This window comes from Pseudomonas sp. RIT778 (assembly GCF_019718735.1).
Taxonomy (GTDB): domain Bacteria; phylum Pseudomonadota; class Gammaproteobacteria; order Pseudomonadales; family Pseudomonadaceae; genus Aquipseudomonas; species Aquipseudomonas aphyarum.
Genome location: NZ_JAIHBA010000030.1, coordinates 68,697 through 87,756 on the forward strand (window position 1 = coordinate 68,697; position 19,060 = coordinate 87,756).

The 19,060-nt window shown below is 61.4% G+C and carries 17 protein-coding genes; 8 read left to right on the forward strand and 9 right to left on the reverse strand.

All coding sequences use genetic code 11. From position 1 onward, the window contains the following. The first annotated feature begins 3 nt into the window (after positions 1–3). From K5E37_RS21080 to K5E37_RS21100, 5 genes are all read left to right on the forward strand, one after another. On the forward strand, positions 4–1,578 hold the full coding sequence (locus K5E37_RS21080) for an ABC transporter ATP-binding protein (protein WP_221535041.1): 1,575 nt from the start codon (positions 4–6) through the stop codon (positions 1,576–1,578). A 40-nt stretch (positions 1,579–1,618) separates the two neighbouring features. After that, positions 1,619–3,034, forward strand: coding sequence for a sigma-54-dependent Fis family transcriptional regulator (locus tag K5E37_RS21085; RefSeq protein ID WP_221535042.1), 1,416 nt, complete (start codon positions 1,619–1,621; stop codon positions 3,032–3,034). Between the two features lie 273 nt (positions 3,035–3,307). Continuing rightward, positions 3,308–4,699 carry a GntP family permease gene (locus K5E37_RS21090; protein ID WP_085603294.1) on the forward strand — a complete coding sequence of 464 codons (1,392 nt, stop codon included), beginning with the start codon at positions 3,308–3,310 and terminating at the stop codon, positions 4,697–4,699. Between the two features lie 7 nt (positions 4,700–4,706). Further along, positions 4,707–5,480: a 3-hydroxybutyrate dehydrogenase gene (gene hbdH / locus K5E37_RS21095; RefSeq protein ID WP_085603292.1), complete on the forward strand. Its 774-nt coding sequence runs from the start codon at positions 4,707–4,709 to the stop codon at positions 5,478–5,480. Between the two features lie 63 nt (positions 5,481–5,543). Then, positions 5,544–7,499: an acetoacetate--CoA ligase gene (locus tag K5E37_RS21100; protein ID WP_221535043.1), complete on the forward strand. Its 1,956-nt coding sequence runs from the start codon at positions 5,544–5,546 to the stop codon at positions 7,497–7,499. 6 nt (positions 7,500–7,505) lie between these two features. Here K5E37_RS21100 and K5E37_RS21105 read toward each other — a convergent pair whose 3' ends face one another. Then, positions 7,506–8,615, reverse strand: coding sequence for a PilT/PilU family type 4a pilus ATPase (locus tag K5E37_RS21105; RefSeq protein WP_221535044.1), 1,110 nt, complete (start codon positions 8,613–8,615; stop codon positions 7,506–7,508). A 127-nt stretch (positions 8,616–8,742) separates the two neighbouring features. Here K5E37_RS21105 and K5E37_RS21110 point away from each other — a divergent pair, with 127 nt between their 5' ends. Beyond that, entirely contained in the window at positions 8,743–11,280 is a 2,538-nt protein-coding gene (locus K5E37_RS21110; protein WP_221535045.1) for a PAS domain-containing protein, read from the forward strand. Positions 11,281–11,330: 50 nt separating this feature from the next. Further along, complete coding sequence (locus K5E37_RS21115) at positions 11,331–11,606, forward strand: peptidylprolyl isomerase (RefSeq protein ID WP_007952044.1); 276 nt, start codon at positions 11,331–11,333, stop codon at positions 11,604–11,606. A 157-nt stretch (positions 11,607–11,763) separates the two neighbouring features. Here the strand turns inward: K5E37_RS21115 and K5E37_RS21120 are convergent, their stop codons facing one another. The 8 genes from K5E37_RS21120 to K5E37_RS21155 all read right to left on the reverse strand — a co-directional run bounded on the left by K5E37_RS21120 (position 11,764) and on the right by K5E37_RS21155 (position 18,248). Then, positions 11,764–12,696 carry a sugar kinase gene (locus tag K5E37_RS21120; RefSeq protein ID WP_085603283.1) on the reverse strand — a complete coding sequence of 311 codons (933 nt, stop codon included), beginning with the start codon at positions 12,694–12,696 and terminating at the stop codon, positions 11,764–11,766. Then, positions 12,696–13,916 carry an amino acid deaminase gene (locus K5E37_RS21125; protein ID WP_085603281.1) on the reverse strand — a complete coding sequence of 407 codons (1,221 nt, stop codon included), beginning with the start codon at positions 13,914–13,916 and terminating at the stop codon, positions 12,696–12,698. Before K5E37_RS21125 ends, K5E37_RS21120 begins: the two co-directional genes overlap by 1 nt. A 39-nt stretch (positions 13,917–13,955) precedes the next feature. After that, on the reverse strand, positions 13,956–14,720 hold the full coding sequence (locus tag K5E37_RS21130; protein ID WP_085603279.1) for an IclR family transcriptional regulator: 765 nt from the start codon (positions 14,718–14,720) through the stop codon (positions 13,956–13,958). Positions 14,721–14,798: 78 nt separating this feature from the next. Further along, a complete protein-coding gene (locus tag K5E37_RS21135) occupies positions 14,799–15,188 on the reverse strand; it encodes a RidA family protein (protein ID WP_007912330.1) in 390 nt (129 codons plus the stop codon). A gap of 31 nt (positions 15,189–15,219) precedes the next feature. Next, entirely contained in the window at positions 15,220–16,017 is a 798-nt protein-coding gene (locus K5E37_RS21140; RefSeq protein WP_007960239.1) for an amino acid ABC transporter ATP-binding protein, read from the reverse strand. Then, complete coding sequence (locus K5E37_RS21145; RefSeq protein WP_007960241.1) at positions 16,014–16,676, reverse strand: amino acid ABC transporter permease; 663 nt, start codon at positions 16,674–16,676, stop codon at positions 16,014–16,016. The genes K5E37_RS21140 and K5E37_RS21145 overlap by 4 nt, the downstream gene beginning before the upstream one ends. Before the next feature lie 9 nt (positions 16,677–16,685). Further along, positions 16,686–17,348 (reverse strand): amino acid ABC transporter permease, encoded by a 663-nt coding sequence (locus tag K5E37_RS21150; protein WP_221535046.1) that lies wholly within the window; start codon positions 17,346–17,348, stop codon positions 16,686–16,688. A 51-nt stretch (positions 17,349–17,399) separates the two neighbouring features. Then, positions 17,400–18,248, reverse strand: coding sequence for a transporter substrate-binding domain-containing protein (locus K5E37_RS21155; RefSeq protein ID WP_085603277.1), 849 nt, complete (start codon positions 18,246–18,248; stop codon positions 17,400–17,402). 338 nt (positions 18,249–18,586) lie between these two features. Between K5E37_RS21155 and K5E37_RS21160 the strand changes: the two genes are divergently transcribed. Beyond that, on the forward strand, positions 18,587–19,018 hold the full coding sequence (locus K5E37_RS21160; RefSeq protein ID WP_221535047.1) for a co-chaperone YbbN: 432 nt from the start codon (positions 18,587–18,589) through the stop codon (positions 19,016–19,018). The last annotated feature ends 42 nt before the right edge of the window (positions 19,019–19,060 follow it).

The following is a 19,060-nucleotide window of genomic DNA, read 5'->3' on the forward strand; positions in this document are numbered from 1 at the left end:
GATATGACTGACAATCTGATCGAAATCCGTGACCTCAGCGTCGCCTTCCATGGCCAGGCCGTGGTTCGCAACCTGTGCCTGGACATCCGCCCCGGCGAGTGCCTGGCACTGGTCGGCGAGTCGGGCTCGGGCAAGTCTGTGACGGCTCATTCGATCCTGCAACTGCTCCCCGAATGCGATGCCCGGACCACCGGCAGCATCCGCTATCGTGGGCAGGAACTGGTCGGCGCCGATCCCAAGACCCTGCGCGACCTACGGGGTAACCGCATCGCCATGATTTTCCAGGAGCCGATGACCTCGCTCAATCCGTTGCACACGATTGAAAAGCAGATCGGCGAAACCCTGTTGCTGCACCGTGGCCTCGGCGGCAAGGAAGCTCAGGCGCGGATCCTCGAACTGCTCGAACTGGTGGGCATCCAGAAACCGAAAGAACGGCTGAAGGCTTATCCGCATCAGCTGTCCGGCGGCCAGCGTCAAAGGGTGATGATCGCGATGGCCCTGGCCTGCGAGCCCGAACTGCTGATCGCCGACGAGCCGACCACCGCCCTCGATGTGACCGTGCAGCGCAAGATCCTGTTGCTGCTCAAGTCCCTGCAACGGCGCCTGGGCATGTCGCTGCTGCTGATCAGCCATGACCTCAATCTCGTGCGCAGCATCGCCCAACGGGTGTGCGTGATGAAGGCCGGTGAGATCGTCGAGCAGGCGCCGTGCGAAACCCTGTTCACCGAGCCGAAACACCCTTACAGCTGCGTGTTGCTCAACGCTGAACCGGAAGGCGAAGCACTGCCCCGGGACGAACGCGAGAACGTGCTGGAAGTCGATGACCTGCGGGTTGATTTCACCGTCGGCGGCGGGCTGTTCCAGCGCAAGCAATACCTGCGCGCGGTGGATGGAATCAGCCTGAACATCCAGCGCGGCAAGACGCTGGGCATCGTCGGCGAGTCCGGTTCGGGCAAGTCGACCCTCGGTCAGGCGATCCTGCGCCTGCTCGACTCCAAGGGCAGCATTCGCTTCCAGGGCACGGCACTCGACGGTCTCGACCAGAAGCAGATGCGGCCATGGCGCCGACAGATGCAGGTAGTGTTCCAGGATCCGTTCGGCAGCCTCAGCCCGCGCATGTCGGTGGCGCAGATCATCAGCGAAGGGCTGGAGGTGCATTGCCAGTCCACTGCCGACGAGTGCGACGACCAGGTGATCCGCGTGCTCAAGGAAGTCGGGCTCGACCCTGAAAGCCGTCATCGCTATCCCCATGAATTTTCCGGAGGCCAGCGCCAACGCATCGCGATTGCCCGGGCGCTGGTCTTGAAGCCTGCATTGATCCTGCTCGACGAGCCGACTTCGGCACTGGATCGCACTGTGCAGAAACAGGTGGTCGCCCTGCTCCGACAGCTTCAGGAAAAACATGGCCTGACGTATCTGTTCATCAGCCACGACCTTGCAGTGGTACGCGCACTGGCCCACGACATGATCGTGATCAAGGACGGCAAGGTGGTCGAACGCGGCGCCAGCCACGACGTATTCGATTCACCGCAGCATCCCTATACCAAAGAGCTGTTGGCGGCGGCGCATCCGGGATAGGCATAATCGCGCCACCTGACTTCCGCCAATGGACGCCGCCATGAACACCACCGAAAGCCTCAAGGATTACCAACGGGTTCGCACGCTGGCGATCCGTTCGTTGTTCGAGATCATCGAGCAATCCAGTGAAGGCACGGTGATTGTCGACCGCGACGCGAACATCGTCTGGATGAACGAGCGCTATGCCCGGCGCTTCGGGCTCGACTCCGCCGCCGGGGCCATTGGTAAACCCTGCGAAAGCGTGATCCCCGGCAGCCTGCTGCGCGAAGTGGTGCGCACCGGGCGGCCGATTCTGCTCGACATGCAGGACACCCCGAAAGAACCGCTGGTGGTGATGCGCCTGCCGATCCATGACGACGCCGGGGCGGTGATCGGCGCCATCGGTTTTGCGCTGTTCGACGAATTGCGCACCCTGTCGCCGATGCTCAAGCGCTACCTGAGCATGCAGGAAGAGCTGGCCTCGACCCGCTCGCTGCTGCGCGCCCGCCAGACCAAATACAACTTCGCCCATTTCATCGGCACCAGCGCTGCCAGCCTGGAAGTCAAACGCCGCGCCCGCCGCAGCGCCAGCGCCGAGTCGCCGGTTCTGTTGCTGGGCGAAACCGGCAGCGGCAAGGAATTGCTGGCCCAGGCCATCCACGGCGCTTCGCCTCGGGCGCACAAAGCGTTCGTCAGCATCAACAGCGCGGCGATTCCAGAGGCGTTGCTTGAAGCCGAGTTCTTCGGCACTGCCCCCGGCGCCTTCACCGGTGCCGATCGCAAGGGTCGCACCGGCAAATTGCAGATCGCTCAGGGCGGGACGCTGTTTCTCGACGAGATCGGCGACATGCCGCTGCCGCTGCAAAGCAAATTGCTGCGAGTGTTGCAGGAAAAGGAATTCGAGCCCGTAGGCTCCAACGACGTGATCCAGAGCGATGTGCGGGTGATTGCAGCCACCTCGACGGATCTGGAGGCGGCGATCAAGCGCGGAGAGTTTCGCGCGGATTTGTACTACCGGCTCAACGTGCTGCCGATTCAGGTGCCGCCATTGCGGGAACGGCTGGACGATCTGCCGGCGCTCAGTGAGGCAATTCTTGAGGAGTTGCGCAGCCAGCACGAACTCAACCGCGAAGCGCTTGAGCTGTTGGGTCAGCACGCTTGGCCGGGGAATATCCGCGAGTTGCGCAATGTGCTGGAACGAGCGGCGTTGCTCAGTGATGACTTGATGCTGACGGCGGATGACATTCGTGCGGCGATTGGCACGTTTACACCGGTTGAGCGAACGCTGGCGCCTCTTTCAGAACCAACAATAAACGAGACCTTTAGTCAGGCCCGCGAGCGGTTTGACCGGCAATTGATTCAATCCACCCTCGCGCAATGCGGGGGCAAGGTGATCGAGGCTGCTCAGCGGTTGGGGCTTGGGCGCTCGACGCTATACAAGAAGATGATTGCGCTCGGGATCGTAGAGTCTCAATAAAGAGACTCAATTCTCCATAAAGGGACAAGATCAAAAGCTTCGCGAGCAAGCTCGCTCCCACAGGGAAATGCATACGAATGTGGGAGCGGGCTTGCCCGCGAAAGCGTCCTCACAGCCATAGAAGTCTCCAAACAGAGACAAAACCCCGAAAACCACCGCCAAACATCAAATTAATTCCTTTTATTTCAATAACTTAACCATCTGGCACAGATCTCGCTATAGCCCTTCCCACACCCGTTCCACCCACAAAAATAACAATCGAAGGAGCACACCATGAGTGTGATCATCGCCTTGGCAGCCCTCGCGCTGCTGATGCTCGCGGCCTACCGTGGCTACAGCGTTATCCTTTTTGCCCCGATCGCCGCCCTCGGTGCCGTCCTGCTCACCGACCCGTCCGCCGTTGCCCCTGCTTTCACCGGGGTGTTCATGGAGAAGATGGTCGGTTTCATCAAACTTTACTTTCCCGTGTTCCTGCTCGGCGCCGTGTTCGGCAAGCTCATTGAGCTGTCGGGTTTCTCCCGCTCGATCGTCGCGGCAGCGATTCGCTTGCTCGGCACCCGCCAGGCGATGCTGGTGATCGTGCTGGTCTGCGCCCTGCTCACCTATGGCGGCGTTTCTCTGTTCGTGGTGGTATTTGCGGTCTACCCGTTCGCAGCGGAAATGTTCCGCCAGAGCAACATCCCCAAGCGCCTGATCCCGGCAACCATCGCCCTCGGCGCGTTTTCGTTCACCATGGACGCCCTGCCCGGCACGCCGCAAATCCAGAACATCATCCCCAGCACCTTCTTCAACACCACCGCGTGGGCGGCGCCGTGGCTGGGTGTTATCGGCACGATTTTCGTGTTCTGCGCCGGCATGCTGTTCCTGCAGCGCCAGCGCAACAAGGCGCAGCGTGCCGGTGAAGGCTACGGCACCGAACTGCGCAACGAACCGGAAACCGCCGAAGACCTGAAACTGCCGAACCCGTGGATCGCCCTGTCGCCGTTGCTGGCGGTGGGCATCATGAACCTGCTGTTCACCCAGTGGATTCCGCAGTGGTACGGCAAGACCCACAGCCTCGCACTGCCGGGCATGGCCGCGCCGGTTACCACCGAAATTGCCAAACTGACCGCGATCTGGGCGGTACAGGCAGCATTGCTGGTGGGCATCCTGATGGTGCTGGCGTTCGGTTTTAAAGCGATCAAAAGCAAGCTCGCCGAAGGCAGCAAAAGCGCAGTCAGCGGTGCGCTGCTGGCGGCGATGAACACTGCGTCGGAATATGGTTTCGGTGCGGTCATCGCCTCGTTGCCGGGTTTCCTGGTGCTGGCCGACTGGCTCAAAAACATTCCCAATCCGCTGGTCAACGAAGCAATCACCGTGACCCTGCTGGCCGGTATCACCGGTTCCGCTTCGGGTGGCATGAGCATCGCGCTCGCGGCGATGTCCGAACAATTCATCAGCGCCGCCCACGCCGCCAACATTCCGCTGGAAGTGCTGCACCGGGTGGCCGCGATGGCCAGCGGCGGCATGGACACCCTGCCACACAACGGCGCGGTGATTACCCTGCTCGCCGTCACCGGCCTGACTCACCGTGAGGCCTACAAGGACATTTTCTGTATTACGCTGATCAAGACCCTGGCGGTTTTCGTGGTGATCGGCACTTTCTACGCCACTGGCATTGTGTGAGGTATTGATGACGACTCTTTCTGGCAAGACCGCACTGGTTACCGGCTCCACCAGCGGCATCGGGCTGGGCATCGCCCTGACGCTGGCCAAGGCTGGGGCCAACCTGATCCTCAACGGTTTTGGCGATGCGTCGAAGGTGATCGCCGAAGTCGAGCAGTTCGGCGGCAAGGTCGGCCATCACCCGGCAGACGTCAGCGACCCGGCGCAGATCGCCGACATGATCGCCTACGCCGAACGCGAGTTCGGCGGCGTGGACATTCTGGTCAACAACGCGGGCATCCAGCACGTCGCGACGGTGGAAGAGTTTCCGGTGGAGCGCTGGGACTCGATCATTGCGATCAACCTGTCATCGGTGTTTCACAGCACTCGCCTGAGTTTGCCGGGCATGCGCGCCAAGGGTTGGGGGCGGATCATCAACATCGCTTCGGTGCACGGTCTGGTCGGTTCCACCGGCAAAGCCGCGTATGTGGCGGCCAAGCATGGCGTGATCGGCCTGACCAAGGTGGTCGGCCTGGAAACCGCCGCCAGCAATGTCACTTGCAACGCGATCTGCCCGGGCTGGGTGCTGACGCCGCTGGTGCAGAAACAGATTGATGATCGAGCGGCCAAAGGTGTCGACCCGCAGCAGGCGCAACACGATCTGCTGGCCGAGAAGCAGCCGTCGCTGGAGTTCGTCACCCCGGCGCATCTGGGTGAACTGGTGCTGTTTCTGTGCAGCGAGGCCGGCAGCCAAGTGCGTGGCGCCGCGTGGAATATCGATGGTGGGTGGCTGGCGCAGTAAGTTCGTAACTGATCGCTCCCACGCCACAGTGGGAGCTTTCTGACCAACAATAAGAGGCAAACCATGTCCGACATTCTCTGGCAGCCCGATGCCAAACGCATTGCCCGGTCCCGCATGGACGGCTTTCGGCGCTTCATCAATCAGCGCCACCACCTGAAGCTCGACGACTACCCGGCCCTGCATCAATGGTCCATCGACCAGCGTGAAGCGTTCTGGCAAGCGATCGTGGATTTCTTCGGCATCAGTTTTCACACCCAACCGGACGCCGTTCTGCGTGGCGGCCTGAAAATGCCGGGCGCCGAGTGGTTTCCCGGCGCTACCCTGAATTTTGCCGAACACCTGCTGAGTCGCCGCGACGATGCCATCGCCGTGATCGCTATCGGCGAAAACGGCCAGCGTGAACTGCTGACCTGGGCCGAACTGGCCCAACAGGTCGCCGGCTTCCAGGCCAGCCTGCAAGCGGCCGGTGTTGTGCTCGGCGACCGGGTTGCCGCGTGCATGCCCAACACCTGGCAAACCCTGGTGGCGATGCTCGCGACCACCAGTCTCGGGGCGATCTGGTCGTGCTCATCGCCGGACTTCGGCACCCACGGCGTGATCGACCGCTTCGGCCAGATCGAACCGAAAGTACTCATCACCTGTGCCGGTTACCGTTACGCCGGCAAAGAGATCGACCAGACCGTCAAGATCAACGAAATCCTCGAACAGCTGCCGTCTCTGCAACAGCTGATCATCGTGCCTTACGCGCGCCCCCACGCCCATGCCACGGATTACCGGACACCCGCCAACGTCACGTTGTGGGACGACTTCTATGAGCCGGGCGATGAGCCGCAATTCGTCCCGGTGCCGTTCGATCATCCGCTGTACGTGCTCTATTCCAGCGGCACCACCGGCGTGCCGAAATGCATCGTTCACAGCACCGGCGGCGTGTTGCTGCAACACGCCAAGGAACACGGGCTGCATGTCGACCTCGGCCCCGGCGACCGGTTGTTCTACTACACCACCTGCGGCTGGATGATGTGGAACTGGCTGGTCTCGGCACTGGCGGTCGGCAGTGCGGTGGTGCTGTATGACGGCTCACCGTTTTATCCGGACAACGAGCGATTGCTGGAGCTGCTCGACGACGAGCAGGTCAGCGTGTTCGGCACCAGCCCGAAATTCCTCGCGACCCTGGAAAGCAGCGGCATCAAACCGCGCGAAAGCTACGATTTGAGCCACCTGAAAACCCTGCTTTGCACCGGCTCCGCGCTGTCGCCGCAGAGTTACGACTTCGTCTATCGCGACTTCAAACCGGACGTCTGCCTGTCCTCGATGTCCGGCGGCACGGACATCGTGTCCTGCTTCGTCAACGGCAACCCGATGTCAGCGGTCCGCCGGGGCGAGATCATGGGCAAGAGCCTGGCCATGGCGGTGGAAGTATGGAACGACGCCGGGCAACCGGTGATCGGCGAAAAAGGTGAGTTGGTATGCACTCGAGCATTCCCGGCGATGCCCATCGGACTCTGTAACGATCCCGACGGCGAGAAGCTGCGCAAATCCTATTTCAGCCAGTTCCCCGGCGTCTGGGCCCAGGGTGACTACGCCGAGCAACTGCCCCATGGCGGAATGCTGATTCACGGCCGCTCCGACGCCGTGCTCAACCCCGGCGGCGTGCGCATCGGCACGGCGGAAATCTACCGTCAGGTGGAGAAAGTCCCGCAAGTGCTGGACAGCGTCGCCATCGGCCAACAGTGGCAGGACGACGTCCGGGTGGTGCTGTTCGTGCGCCTCAAGGAAGGCGTAGCGCTGGATGACGCACTGCAACAGCAGATCCGCCAGGTGATCCGCGCCAACACCACACCGCGCCATGTGCCGGCGAAGATCGTCGCGGTCACCGACATTCCGCGCACCATCAGCGGCAAAGTGGTGGAACTGGCCGTGCGCAATGTGGTGCACGGTGAACCGGTGAAAAACACCGATGCGCTGGCCAATCCTGAAGCGCTTGAGCAGTTTCGCAATCGGGTCGAACTTCGCGACTGAAGCCTGTCAGTCCATCAGTCCCCACTCGCCGGTCGAGGGCGGTGGGGACGGCATGGTGTCGGCGTGCAGCTTCAGACGCAGACGCAGGTTGTTGACCGAATCTGCATTTTTCAGCGCCTCGTCTTCATCGATCACCCCTTCTTCCACCAACGCGAACAGTGCACCGTCAAAGGTCTGCATGCCCAGTTCCGCCGATTTTTCCATGATGGTTTTCAGCTCGCCAAAGTCATTGCGCCGGATCAGATCGGCAATCGTCGGCGTACCGAGCATAACCTCGGCGGCGGCCCGGCGCTGACCGTCCCGGGTTCGCACCAGACGCTGGGAGACGAACGCCTTGAGGTGATTGCCCAAGGCATGCAGCAATTGCGGGCGGCGCTCTTCGGGGAAGAAATTGATGATCCGGTCCAGCGCCTGATTGGCGTTGTTGGCGTGCAATGTCGACAGCACCAGATGCCCGGTTTCGGCGAAGGCCAGCGCATGTTCCATGGTCTCGCGGTCACGGATTTCGCCGATCAGCACCACGTCCGGGGCTTGACGCAGGGTGTTTTTCAGCGCGGCGTGAAAGCTGCGGGTATCGACACCGACTTCACGCTGGTTGATGATCGATTTTTTGTGGCGATGGATGTATTCCACCGGATCCTCGATGGTGATGATGTGCCCGCTGCTGTGGCGATTACGATGGTCGATCAGCGCCGCCAGCGACGTGGATTTACCCGAGTCGGTGGCGCCGACGAACAGGATCAGGCCTTGCTTGAGCATCACCGATTCGAGCAATACCGACGGCAGTTTCAAGTCTTCGAATCGCGGAATGTCGAGTTTGACGTTACGGATCACGATCGACACGTCGTTGCGCTGTTTGAAGATGTTGACCCGGAAGCGACCGATGCCCGTGCGGGAAATCGCCAGGTTCATTTCCAGATCCCGGTCGAACTCCCGGCGCTGCTCGGCGTCCATCAGGGAGGCAGCGACAGTCGCCACTTCGCCGGGCTTGAAGGGCTGATCGCTCAGCGGCGTCAGCACCCCGTCAAACCGCGCACTGGGTGGCGCGCCCGTGGACAGGAACAGATCCGAACCGTGGCGGCTCGCCAGTTGTTTGAGCAATGCATCGATTTCCATGGCCAAAAGCACCTGCGAAGCTTTCAATGAACTTAAGACCGTGCGTCGTGACGCGACGGGCCTTACAGCGTCTACCGCAATAGGATAGTAGACGCCGCCTCACCGACCGACGCCCAGGATTGATGTGATGAACGCTGTACCGAACACCAACGACGCCCAGGCATTGATTGCCCGCACCGACTGGAGCCGCAGCCCGCTGGGCGCCGCTGGCACCTGGCCACAGAGCCTGCGCACCGCGGTGGACATCGTGATTCACTCGCCGATGCCGATGCTGCTGTTGTGGGGCCCGCACCTGACCCAGATCTACAACGACGGCTTCGCGTTGCTCGCCGGGAGCAAGCATCCGCACGCTTTCGGACAACCGGCGCACCAGATATGGCCGGAACTTCGAGACTTTACCGACCCGATTTACAGCGCGGTCCTACAAGGCCAGGTGCGAACCTACAGCGAACGCCGCTTTACCCTGCAACGGGACGGCCAGGATTCCGACTTCTGGCTGGATCTGACCTACAGCCCGATCCGCGACGAAAGCGCTCAAGTGGCCGGGATTCTGGTCACCGCCATCGAAACCAACGAACGCCGGCGCATCGCCCTGGAACTGCAGCAGCGCTCCGAAGACAGCCTCAAGGCCCAGCGCGAAAGCGAAGAGCGCCTGCAACTGGCGCTGGCGGCCACCGATGCGGTCGGCACCTGGGATTGGGACATCGGCGAAGACCGCTTCATCGCCGATGCGCATTTCGCCCAGTTGCACGGTGTCGATCCGGCGCTGGCCGGTCAGTTGCCGATCAGCGAATACCTGCAAGGCGTGCACCCCGAAGACCGCGCGATGATTGCCCGCAGCATCAAGCACTGCATCACCCACGGCACCGAATACGCCGAGGAATACCGCCTGCTGCAAGCCAATGGCGAGCTGCGCTGGGTGTTCGCCCGCGGGCGCTGCTACAAGGATCATCACGGCCGGCCGATGCGTTTTCTCGGCGCCGCGCTGGATCTGACCGAGCGCAAGCACACCGAACAGGCACTGCGCCAAAGCCAGACCGAGCTGCAACTGATCATCAACGCCATGCCGATTCTGATCAGTTATGTCGACCATGAGGAACGCTTTCGGCTGAACAACGCCGCGTACCTCGATTGGTACGGGCTCACACCTCAAGAGTTGTACGGTCGCACGATCCGCGAGGTCATCGGCGAAGAGGCCTATTTCCTGCGGGCGCCGTACATCGCCGAAGCGCTGGCCGGTCGTCCCTGCTCGTTCAGCCTGTACACGCCGCACCGCGACGGCAGCCAGCGGCACGCCCTGATGAACTACCTGCCGCGCCACGGTGCGGACGGTGCGGTGAACGGTTTCTACATCTTCGTGATCGACGAAACCGAACGCAAAAAGACCGAAGAAGCGCTGCGCAACCTCAATGAAACCCTTGAGGAACGCGTGAGCGCGCGCACCGAACAACTGGCCCAGGCCAACCAGCGTTTGCAGAACGAGATGTTCGAACGCGAACGCGCCGAAGACGCTCTGCGACATGCGCAGAAAATGGAAGCGGTCGGCCAGCTCACTGGCGGCATCGCCCATGACTTCAACAACATGCTGACCGGCATCATCGGCAGCCTCGATTTGATGCAGCGCTACATCGCCAGTGGCCGCGCCGATGAGATCGGCCGGTTCACCGACGCGGCGGTGTCCTCGGCCAACCGCGCGGCGGCACTGACCCACCGTCTGCTGGCGTTCTCCCGGCGTCAGTCGCTGGATCGCAAAACCATCGACGTCAACGAGCTGATCCACTCGCTGGAAGACCTGATCCGCCGCACCAAGGGTGATCCGATCGAGCTCAAGTTGCGCCTGGCCGACAACATATGGTCGGTCAGCACCGATGTCAGCCAACTGGAAAACGCCCTGCTCAACCTGGTGATCAACGCCCGCGATGCCATGCCGGACGGCGGTGAACTGCTGATCGAAACGGCCAACGTCTATCTCGACGGCAACGACATCACCACCCTTGAACCGGTCAAGGCCGGGGATTACCTGATGCTCGCGGTGAGCGACAACGGCACCGGCATGACGCCTTCGGTACGTTCGAAGGCGTTTGATCCGTTTTTCACCACCAAACCGATCGGCCAGGGCACCGGGCTCGGGTTGTCGATGATTTATGGTTTTGCCCAGCAATCGGGCGGGCACGTCAGCCTCGACAGCCTGCCGGGTCAGGGCACCTGCGTGCGCCTCTACTTGCCGCGTTTGTATGCACTGGAACCGGAGCGGCCGCTCATCGAAACGGTCACCGAGGCCCCCGCTGTCGCCACCGGCGAAACCGTGGTGGTGGTCGAGGACGATCCGGCGGTGCGCATGCTGGTCATGGACCTGCTCAAGGAGTTGGGTTATCGCGCCCATGAGGCCGAAGATGCCAAGGGCGCCTTGCCGTTGCTGGAGTCCGACCTGCGGGTTGACCTGCTGGTGACCGATGTCGGGCTGCCGGGCATGAACGGCCGGCAAATGGCGGAGATCGCCCGGCAGCATCGTCCGGGGCTCAAAGTGTTGTTCATGACCGGTTACGCGCAGAAAGCCGCCGAGCGCCAGGGCTTTCTCGAAGACGGCATGGACATGGTCGCCAAGCCGTTTTCCATCGAACAGCTGGCCGGCAAGATCCGCACGATGATCAGCCAAAACCCGTGACTTGAGGCATAATCCGCGCCCCGCCGTCACCCCGCTACAGGTATTGCACGATGAAAGCCCAAGCCCGCCACATTCTGGTGAAGACCGCCGAAGAGGCTGAAAAACTCAAGCAACGCATCGCCAACGGTGAAGCGTTCGATGTGCTGGCGAAGAAATTTTCGACCTGCCCGTCCGGCAAGCGTGGCGGCGATCTGGGTGAAGTGCGGCCGGGGCAGATGGTCGGTGCGATCGACGCGGTGATCTTCAAGAAACCGCTGCGCACTGTGCACGGGCCGATCAAGAGCAAATTCGGGTATCACCTGGTGCAGGTGTTTTACCGAGATTAAGTGTTTGGCTTCAGGGCCTCTTCGCGGGCAAGTCGAATCGTCGCACCGCCGCTCCCACAAGATTCTGCTGTGTGGCATCGATAGCATTCACAACAGTCATCCTTGTGGGAGCGGGCTTGCCCGCGAACCGATTGCGCAGCAATCGGCCATTCACCGATTACTTCGGAATCAGAGCTCCGGGTACTTGAATAACCTGGCTCGCTAGCAGATGGCCGGCCTGCGCCGCTTCCGTCGGGCTTGCGCCGGACAAGCGACTCGCCAGATACGCCGCACTGAACGAATCCCCCGCCGCCGTGGTGTCCACCACCTTCTCGACCTTCTGCGCCGGGACTTCGAACGCTTCCCCGTCGCAACGGATCAGACACGCTTCCGCCCCGCGCTTGAGCACCACTTCCGGCGTGCCGATCTGCGCGTACGCTTCAAACACCGCGTCACAGTCTTCGAAATGGAACAGCGCCTGCTCGTCGTCAACCGTCAGCAACGCCAGATCGACATGGGGCAACACGCTGCGATAAGCGGCCCGCGCCTCCTCCACTGAAGCCCACAGGCGTGGCCGATAGTTGTTGTCGAAGACGATCCGCGCATCACGCTGGCGGGCCTCAATCAAGGTCTGAATCAGTTTCTTCCGCCCCTGAGCGCCGAGTACCGCCAGCGTGATACCGCTGAAATACAGCACGTCGTAATCCGGCAACGCCGCCAGAATCGGTGCGGCGGCTGGCGTAGTGAAGCAGTCGCGCACTGCGGCTTCGTTGCGCCAGTAAAGGAAGCGGCGCTCCCCGGCAGCATCGGTCTGGATGCAATACAGGCCCGGCAAACGACCGGGCAAGCGCTGGACCAGATCCAGACCAATGCCTTCGTCGGCCCAAATGCGGCACATCGCGTCACTGAAGCTGTCGTCACCCAGCGCCGTGACGTAATCGACCTGCGCCTTGTCGCCCATGGCGCGGGACAGATAGACCGCCGTATTCAGCGTGTCACCGCCAAAGCTCTGTTGCAGGCTGCCATCGGCACGTTGCTGGAGTTCGATCATGCATTCGCCGATCAGGGCGATACGCGGGGTGTTCGGACCCAATGGACTGAGCGTGTTCATCAGAAACAGGTTTCCATGGTTTCGATCACCGACAGCTGCTCGTCCACCAGCAGCCCTACGCGCCACTTGTCGAAGGTCAGGCACGGGTGCGAAGTGCCAAAGGAAATGATGTCGCCAACGCGCAATTCCACGCCCGGCGCCACGGTCATGAACGCGTGCTGGTCCATCACCGCCGTCACTTTGCAGGCGCCGACATCGTCGCCCACCGCCGGCAGCACACCGGCCTTGTAACGCAGTAATGGCACCGGCATCCCGGCATCGAACGCCACATCACGCTTGCCCAGGGCAATAACGGCAAAGCCCGGCTCCGGCATCGACTGCACGTGAGCCCAGACTTCCAGCGCCGGACGCAGGCCTTCGTGCAGGTCGCTGCGACGGTCGAGCACGCAGCACTGCGCCTCTTTATAGATGCCATGGTCGTGCGCCACGTAACTGCCAGGACGCAGCACGCTGAGGAAACGCCCGCCTGCGTTCTGCGCTTCGAACGATTCGGCGATCAGGTCGTACCAGGCCGAACCCGACGCGGTGATGATCGGCTTGGCAATGGCGAACGCGCCACTGTCCTGCAACTGCACCGCCAGGCGCACCAGCGAGGCGGCGAATTCACGGATACCGGTGACGGCGTGATCGCCATGAATCACGCCTTCGTAACCTTCGATGCCGGTCAGGGCCAGCGCCGGTTGTGCGCCGATGGCCTTGGCCAGCTCGATGACTTCCTGCTCGCTGCGGCAACCGCAACGGCCGCCGACCACGCCGTATTCGATCATTACATTCAGACGCACGCCACGGGACGCAAAGTAAGCGCCCAGATCGGCGACGTTGTCCGGGTGATCGACCATGCAATAGAAATCGAAGCCGGAATCGGCCGCCAGCAGATCGGCAATCAGCGCCATGTTCGGCGTGCCGACCAGTTGGTTGGCCATCAACACTCGGCGCACGCCGTGGGCGTAAGCGGCGCGGGTCTGGGTGGCGCTGGCCAGGGTAATGCCCCACGCGCCGGCGTCGAGCTGACGACGAAACAGCGCCGGGGTCATGCTGGTCTTGCCGTGGGGCGCGAGTTCGGCGCCGCTGTCGCTGACGAATTTCTGCATCCAGCGGATGTTGTGTTCCAGCGCTTCGCGATGCAGCACCAGCGCCGGCAGGCTGATGTCACGCACCAGTTGCGCGCCGAGGGCAGCATCGCCCTTTTCCACGGCAGCAGTGTTGTTGGCAGTCGTCATGGTCGAACTCCTCACAGTCGCGCCCGCTCGCGGGCGCGGTTATTCGTTGATTCGCCGGGCGAGGCTGTTGGCGCTCTCGATCAAGACCCGGCGATAGTCGTTGTAATTGTTTTTGGCATCAGCGCGCGGGGCGACGATGCACAGGGTGCAGATGGCCACGCCTTGAGGGTCTTTGACCGGGGCGGCGAAGCAATGGGTGAAGGTGTCGGCGACACTGTCGAAGGAGAAGAAACCGTCGATGCCGGCCTGACGGATTTCCGCCAGAAACGTCTCCATCGGCAGGCGTTCGCCACCCGGCAGGATGAAGTCGTCAGGGTCGATCAGGTCGCTGATCTGCTGATCGCTCAAGTGCGCCAGCAGCAGGCGACCGGAGGCGGTCCACGGGATCGGCGCGTTTTCGCCGATATCGGAAGAAATGCGGAAATGCCGCTCGCCCTCCTTCATCAGCGCCACCGTGTATTTGCGCCCGTTGAGCAGGCACATCTGCGCGGTTTCCCGGGTCTGACTGACGATCTCCTGCAAGGCGTGATCGGCTTCGCGACTGAGGTCGAAGTGACGCAAATGCGCCTGGCCCAGGAAGTACAACTGACGACCGAGATAGACATGACCGTCCTTGCCCACCGGCTCCAGAATCCGCCGTTCGAGCAACGAGGCCACCAGTTCGTAGACCGTGGATTTCGGGCTGCCTATGCCGTTGGCGATGTCGTTCGGACGCAGTGGCTGGCCGATTTCCTTGAGGAAATCGAGGATATCGAACGCCCGGTCCAGACCGCGTGCCCGGCGCTTGATGGTGTCTTCGGTCATTTCAGTGGTTCCCATTCAAAGTGCCGGGAGTTTATCGCGAAAGATCGCTCCCACGCTCTGCGCGGGAGCGGTCGATACTCAAGCCTTTTTCTTGTACGCAATGCAGTCGATCTCGACCTTGCAGTCGACCATCATGCTTGCCTGCACACAGGCCCGGGCCGGTGCGTGTTCGGGCTTGAAGTACTCGCCGAAGACCTTGTTGAAACTGCTGAAATCCCGCGGATCGTCCAGCCACACGCCGGCGCGTACCACGTCTTCCAGGCCATAACCGGCCTCTTCGAGAATCGCGATCAGGTTCTTCATGGTCTGGTGCGTCTGCTCGACGATGCCGCCCACAATGATCTCGCCATCCACCGCCGGCACCTGCCCGGAAACGTGCAGCCAGCCATCGGCTTCAACGGCGCGGGCGAATGGACGAGGCTGGCCGCCAGCGGCGGTGCTGCCGGTGCCGTAACGAGTAATGCTCATGGGTGTTTCTCCTGATTGAAAAAGTGAAAAGTCAGAACCGCGTGCTTTTGAGAAATTCCGCCAGCCGCGGCGATTGAGGACGCTCGAACAGCTCCTTCGGAGGCCCCTGCTCTTCGATGCGCCCCTGATTCATGAAAACGATCTTGTCCGAGACCTCGAACGCAAAACGCATTTCGTGGGTCACCAGCAACATGGTCATGCCGTCCTCGGCCAGGCCCTTGATCACGTTGAGCACTTCACCGACCAGTTCCGGGTCGAGGGCCGAGGTGACTTCGTCGAACAGCATCAGGCTCGGGTTCATCGCAATCGCCCGGGCAATCGCCACGCGCTGCTGCTGACCGCCGGACAACTGACCGGGAAAGTGATTGCGCCGCTCCAGCAGGCCGACCCGCTCCAGCCATTTTTCGGCCAGGACTACGGCTTCGTCCTTGTGCATCTTTTTCACCTTGAGCAAACCCAGGGTGACGTTCTGCAACGCGGTGAGGTGCGGGAACAGGTTGAATTGCTGGAACGCCATGCCGGTCATCGCACGATGACGGGCAATGACTTTTTCCGGGTGGCGCACGCGTTTGCCGTTGAGTTCGTCATAGCCGATGGATTCGCCGTCGAGCAGGATCTGCCCGCCCTGGAATTCCTCGAGCATGTTCACGCAACGCAGCAGCGTGGTCTTGCCCGAGCCGCTGGAGCCGATGAGTGTGACTACGTTGCCGCGCTGCATGCTCAGGTCGACGCCTTTGAGCACTTCGACCGCGCCGTATTGTTTGTGCAGGCCACGGATGTCCAGCAGGGGCTGACCGTTCTGGACGTTGGAAACTTGAGCTTGAGTCATGGCAGGGCCACCCGCTTTTCAATGTGCCGGCCGAGTAATTCGATGCCGTAGTTGATGACGAAGAACAGAAAACCGGCGAACAGGTAAAACTCCAGGGTCATGAACGTCCGGGCGATGATCTGCTGGGTGCTGAGCAACAGCTCGGCTACACCGATCACCGACAGCAAGGTCGAGGCCTTGACGATTTCCGTGGACGAATTGACCCAGGTCGGCAGGATCTGCCGCAGCGCCTGAGGCAACAGCACGTAACCGAGGGATTGATAGAACGTCAGGCCGATAGCCTTGCCGGCTTCCATCTGCCCGCGTGGCAACGCCTGCAATGCACCGCGCACGATCTCGGCAACGTGGGAGCCGCAAAACAGTGTCAGCCCGAGTGCGCCGGCCTGAAACGCGCTGATCTGCCAACCGAGCGCCGGTGCCATGTAGAAGCACGCCAGCACCAGCACGAACACCGGCGTGCCGCGAATCAGGTCGACATAAAAGCGGAACGGCGCGCGCATCCAGAACTTGCCGTAGGTCAGCACCAGCCCGGCGAATACGCCGATGACCGTGCCGAACAGAATGGCCAGCGCCGACACTTGCACGCTGGTCAGAAAGCCTTGCCACAAGGCTTCGCGGGCAATCCACAACTCATGCAACCAACTGGGGGATTCGTACATCGCAGCCTCCTATCGGCGGATTGCCAGACGCTGCTCGAGGTAACGCAGCAGCATGGCAATGAGGTAACAGGCCGCGACATACAACGCCGTGGTCACCAGCCAGGTTTCGATCACCCGGTAGCTTTCGACGTTGATCTTGCGCGCGTAATAGGTCAGCTCCGGCACCGCGATCGCGGCGGCCAGCGAGGTGTCCTTGAACAGCGAAATGAAGTTGTTCGACAACGCCGGCAGCACGTTGCGCAACATCACCGGCACGGTGACGTAGGCCTTCACCTGCCACTCGCCGAGACCAATCGCCAACCCCGCTTCGCGCTGGCCCTTGGGGATGCTCAACAAACCGCCGCGGAACACTTCGGTCAGGTACGCCCCGGCATACAGCGACAGGGTGATGATGAACGACGGGATCTTGTCCAGCCGGATCCCCAGGCTCGGCAACGCAAAGTAGATCAACAGAATCAACACCAGAATCGGCGTGTTACGGATCACCGTCACATACACCGATGCCAGCACCCGCAAGGCGCGATGCCTGGACAGCAAGGCAAACGCCATCAGCAGGCCGATCACGCAGCCGATGGCGATCGACACCAGCGCCAGTTCAAGACCCAGACCGAGCCCCGTCAGCAAGGTGTCGAAGTCGCGCCACACGGCGGCAAAGTTCAACTGATAGTTCATGGTCGGCAGTACCTTGAGCGGGGCGCATCAGGGCGCCCCACTCTCACGGGATCATTTGAATTCGACAGGGAAACCGATGGCAGGCGATGGCAGATCGACGCCGAACCATTGCTTGAACGAGGCGGCGTAGGTCGGGAACTCCACGCCGGTCATGGCCTCATGCAGCGCAGTGTTGACGAAGTTCAGCCAGTCCTGATCGCCACGTTTGACGGCGCACGCGTAGGTCTGCGGGCTCCAGGCGTACGTCGGGCTGCGATAGCGGCCAGGGTTCTGCACCATCAGGTATTTGACCGAAGACTGGTCGGTGGCGGCGGCGTCGGCACGGCCCGAGTTCACGGCCTGATACATCAGATCGACGCTGTCGTACTGATCGACCTTGGCCTTGGGCAGCGCCTGATGCACCAGCTCCTCGGCGTACACGTTCTGCAACACGGCTACGGTCACGCCGTCACCACCGGCCTGCAGGTCTTCGATTTCCTTGTACTTGCTGTTGTTCGGCAGCAGCAGGCCGACGCCTTCGCGGTAGTACGGCAGGGTGAACGCCACTTGCTGTGCACGGCTGGCGGTGACGGTGATGAACTGGCAGCTCATGTCGACCTTGTCGGTCAGCAGGTTGGGAATCCGCGCATCGGACGACTGCACCACGAACTCGACCTTGCTCGGGTCATTGAACAGACCTTTGGCCACTATCCGCGCGATGTCGATATCAAAGCCCTGCAACTTGCCGTCCGCGCCCTGGAAGTGCCACGGCGCATTGGTGCTGCCGGTGCCCACAATCAGCTTTCCACGAGCCAGGACGCTGTCGAGCTTGCTGTCGGCCGCCTGGGCCATGCCCATGACAGCGGACGAAGCCGCGAGAACAAAAACACACGCTTTGAACAAGGAAGGTCGGCGATGCATGGCAAGCACTCCAAAGGATTGTTTATTCCGCTATACCGGAACACGGTTTGTTACTACGGAATAGACAGCAGAAAGTGTGCCACAGGATTCGCGGGGAATCTGCAATGGATCGAAATTTGTTTTGAATCAAAGAGATGGAAGTAACCCATGGTGCGGTGTAACCAAAAGTGATTCCGCAACTCGCTACTTTGCGCCACACATGGCGGGTAGCCGGGCCACATCCTGGTGCGCGATGCACGATTGGGCGCGGGCTGCACCTGTCAACTCTGACAGTTGCGGCAATGGCCGCCGCTCCCCTAACGTCGTACTGTCCAGCACATCGAATAAAGGAGGCTCCAATGACGACACCGACTCGATATTCAGCGCTGCCCCCGACGTACCGGAAGGTCTTGAAAGCCAGGCGTCTTGTCGTCCTGTATTTCTTCAACGAGCACTGCGGTGCCTGCGTGTTTTCCAGCCCCGTTTTTCTCGAGATAGCCAAGCCCTTTCGGCCCTGGATGGATATCTTCATGCTCGATACCGCACAGTCGTGTCGGCATCCGGATGTCAAGGGCACACCGACGGTGCTGTTCTACAAGGAAGGCGTTCTGATCAAAATACTGAAAGGCATCGGTACGGAAGATTCCCTTCTGCAAGACTTCACCCAACACCTCGGCAAACCCAGATCCTGCGCTGCACCGTGCAAACCGACCCATGATCTGAACTGGCTGCGCCACACCCTCAGCACCCTCTGCACCATCCCCCGCGCAAAACGATGGAACTTTTCCTGAAAGTGCCACCTAAGAGCCATCAGGTAATGGCACCGTAGTTCC

What these genes read in the sequence shown, in the direction of transcription:
- K5E37_RS21080 (WP_221535041.1), top strand. Translation starts at nt 4, where the DNA reads ATGACTGACAATCTGATCGAAATCCGTGACCTCAGCGTCGCCTTCCAT.
- K5E37_RS21085 (WP_221535042.1), top strand. Translation starts at nt 1,619, where the DNA reads ATGAACACCACCGAAAGCCTCAAGGATTACCAACGGGTTCGCACGCTG.
- K5E37_RS21090 (WP_085603294.1), top strand. Translation starts at nt 3,308, where the DNA reads ATGAGTGTGATCATCGCCTTGGCAGCCCTCGCGCTGCTGATGCTCGCG.
- hbdH (WP_085603292.1), top strand. Translation starts at nt 4,707, where the DNA reads ATGACGACTCTTTCTGGCAAGACCGCACTGGTTACCGGCTCCACCAGC.
- K5E37_RS21100 (WP_221535043.1), top strand. Translation starts at nt 5,544, where the DNA reads ATGTCCGACATTCTCTGGCAGCCCGATGCCAAACGCATTGCCCGGTCC.
- K5E37_RS21105 (WP_221535044.1), bottom strand. Translation starts at nt 8,615, where the DNA reads ATGGAAATCGATGCATTGCTCAAACAACTGGCGAGCCGCCACGGTTCG.
- K5E37_RS21110 (WP_221535045.1), top strand. Translation starts at nt 8,743, where the DNA reads ATGAACGCTGTACCGAACACCAACGACGCCCAGGCATTGATTGCCCGC.
- K5E37_RS21115 (WP_007952044.1), top strand. Translation starts at nt 11,331, where the DNA reads ATGAAAGCCCAAGCCCGCCACATTCTGGTGAAGACCGCCGAAGAGGCT.
- K5E37_RS21120 (WP_085603283.1), bottom strand. Translation starts at nt 12,696, where the DNA reads ATGAACACGCTCAGTCCATTGGGTCCGAACACCCCGCGTATCGCCCTG.
- K5E37_RS21125 (WP_085603281.1), bottom strand. Translation starts at nt 13,916, where the DNA reads ATGACGACTGCCAACAACACTGCTGCCGTGGAAAAGGGCGATGCTGCC.
- K5E37_RS21130 (WP_085603279.1), bottom strand. Translation starts at nt 14,720, where the DNA reads ATGACCGAAGACACCATCAAGCGCCGGGCACGCGGTCTGGACCGGGCG.
- K5E37_RS21135 (WP_007912330.1), bottom strand. Translation starts at nt 15,188, where the DNA reads ATGAGCATTACTCGTTACGGCACCGGCAGCACCGCCGCTGGCGGCCAG.
- K5E37_RS21140 (WP_007960239.1), bottom strand. Translation starts at nt 16,017, where the DNA reads ATGACTCAAGCTCAAGTTTCCAACGTCCAGAACGGTCAGCCCCTGCTG.
- K5E37_RS21145 (WP_007960241.1), bottom strand. Translation starts at nt 16,676, where the DNA reads ATGTACGAATCCCCCAGTTGGTTGCATGAGTTGTGGATTGCCCGCGAA.
- K5E37_RS21150 (WP_221535046.1), bottom strand. Translation starts at nt 17,348, where the DNA reads ATGAACTATCAGTTGAACTTTGCCGCCGTGTGGCGCGACTTCGACACC.
- K5E37_RS21155 (WP_085603277.1), bottom strand. Translation starts at nt 18,248, where the DNA reads ATGCATCGCCGACCTTCCTTGTTCAAAGCGTGTGTTTTTGTTCTCGCG.
- K5E37_RS21160 (WP_221535047.1), top strand. Translation starts at nt 18,587, where the DNA reads ATGACGACACCGACTCGATATTCAGCGCTGCCCCCGACGTACCGGAAG.